1 protein-coding gene is annotated in these 1,495 nt (G+C 72.8%); it reads left to right on the top strand.

Annotated elements, in window-relative coordinates:
* Positions 1 to 93: 93 nt before the first annotated feature.
* Positions 94 to 1,362: a hypothetical protein gene (locus tag CCN42_RS38865; RefSeq protein WP_086741905.1), complete on the top strand. Its 1,269-nt coding sequence runs from the start codon at positions 94 to 96 to the stop codon at positions 1,360 to 1,362.
* The last annotated feature ends 133 nt before the right edge of the window (positions 1,363 to 1,495 follow it).

Below are 1,495 nucleotides of genomic sequence, written 5' to 3'. Positions count from 1 at the left end.
GGGCGAGGACCTGGCCGAGTACGCGGCGGCCTGAGGCGTCCGCCCAGCCCACACCACACTTCACTTCCCGACCTACGGAAACGGCGGTTCGCCATGCCCATGGAACCCACACAGGACCCCTTCGAGGACCGGCTCGGGGCCGCCCTGCGCCAGACCGGGGACACCTTCGACACCGACCGCCCCGCCCTGATCGCCGCGGGCCACGCCCGCGGACGCCGTATGCGCATGCGGCGCCGCGCCTCGGTGCTCGGCGGCGCGGCGAGCCTCGCCATGGTGGGGGTGGGCGCCACGCTGATCCTCCCGGGGACCGGGCAGGGCGCGGACAAGGAGCACACCCAGTCCGTCGGGCGCACCGGCACGGCCCCCGCCGCGAGCGCCACCGCCGCCGCGTCCACCCCCCTCACGGGCGAGGAGATGATCGCCGCGCTCACGTCACTCCTCCCGGACGGCAAGGTGACCGGGGCGACCGCACAGGGCACGAGCACCGGAACGCCGTACGCGAGCCTGGTCTACGACGACGGCCAGGGCGCCGGCGCCGTCGCCGTCAGCCTGAGCCGCGTCGAGCCGGACAGCCAGAGCGCCCGCGAGACGACCACCTGCCCCGACAAGACGGTGTTCCCGCACGACGCCTGCCGCACCACCCGGCTCGCGGACGGCTCCTTCCTCATGATCTTCCAGGGCTACGAGTATCCGGACCGGCGCGTGGACACCAAGCGCTGGCAGGCGGAACTCGTCACCGCCGAGGGACAGCACATCAGCGTCAGCGAGTGGAACGCGGCAGCGGAGAAGGACGCCCCGGTCACCCGCCCCGAACCGCCGCTGACCCCGGAGCAACTGGAGAAGATCGCCACGGCGTCAGCGTGGCGCGGCGCGGTCGACGCCATCCCCGAGGACCCCAAGGGCAAGCCCACGTCGAGCACCGAGATGCCCCCCGGCGCGGACGGCACCGCCATCGTGAAGACCCTCGAGAAGCTGATGCCGAAGGGCCTGAAGGTGGTCTCCGAGGGTGGTCAGGAGACCGAGTACGGATACGTCGTCGTCGACGACGGCCAGGGCGCCACCCTCGTCCAGGTCAACGTGCAGCCGGACATGTCGGACGTCGCCGACCAGCTCTTCGGCCCCGACACGGAGACCCTGGCCGACGGCACGAAGGTCATGGTCCGGCAGGGCCCCGGCGAGAAGGGCGGCGAGGGGGTCGTCATGTGGACCGTCGACACCATGCGCCCCGACGGCCGCCGCGTCGTGATCAGCGCCTTCAACTCCGGCTCCCAGCACACCCCAGCGACCCGTGAGACCCCCGCCCTGACGATCGGGCAACTCCGCGAGATCGCCCTCAGCGAGCAGTGGCTCACACTGCTCTGAACCCCGGCCGCGCACGCGAGGGGGCGGACCTTCCGGCCCGGGCACCCGGCTATCCTCGGGGCTCACCACACCTTTCCGGGGGCCCACCGACGATGACCACGCCACCACCGCCCTACGGCCACCAGCCACCGCC

The organism is Streptomyces glaucescens (genome assembly GCF_002154375.1).
GTDB lineage: Bacteria > Actinomycetota > Actinomycetes > Streptomycetales > Streptomycetaceae > Streptomyces > Streptomyces glaucescens.
This window is presented reverse-complemented; position numbering and strand designations above follow the sequence as displayed.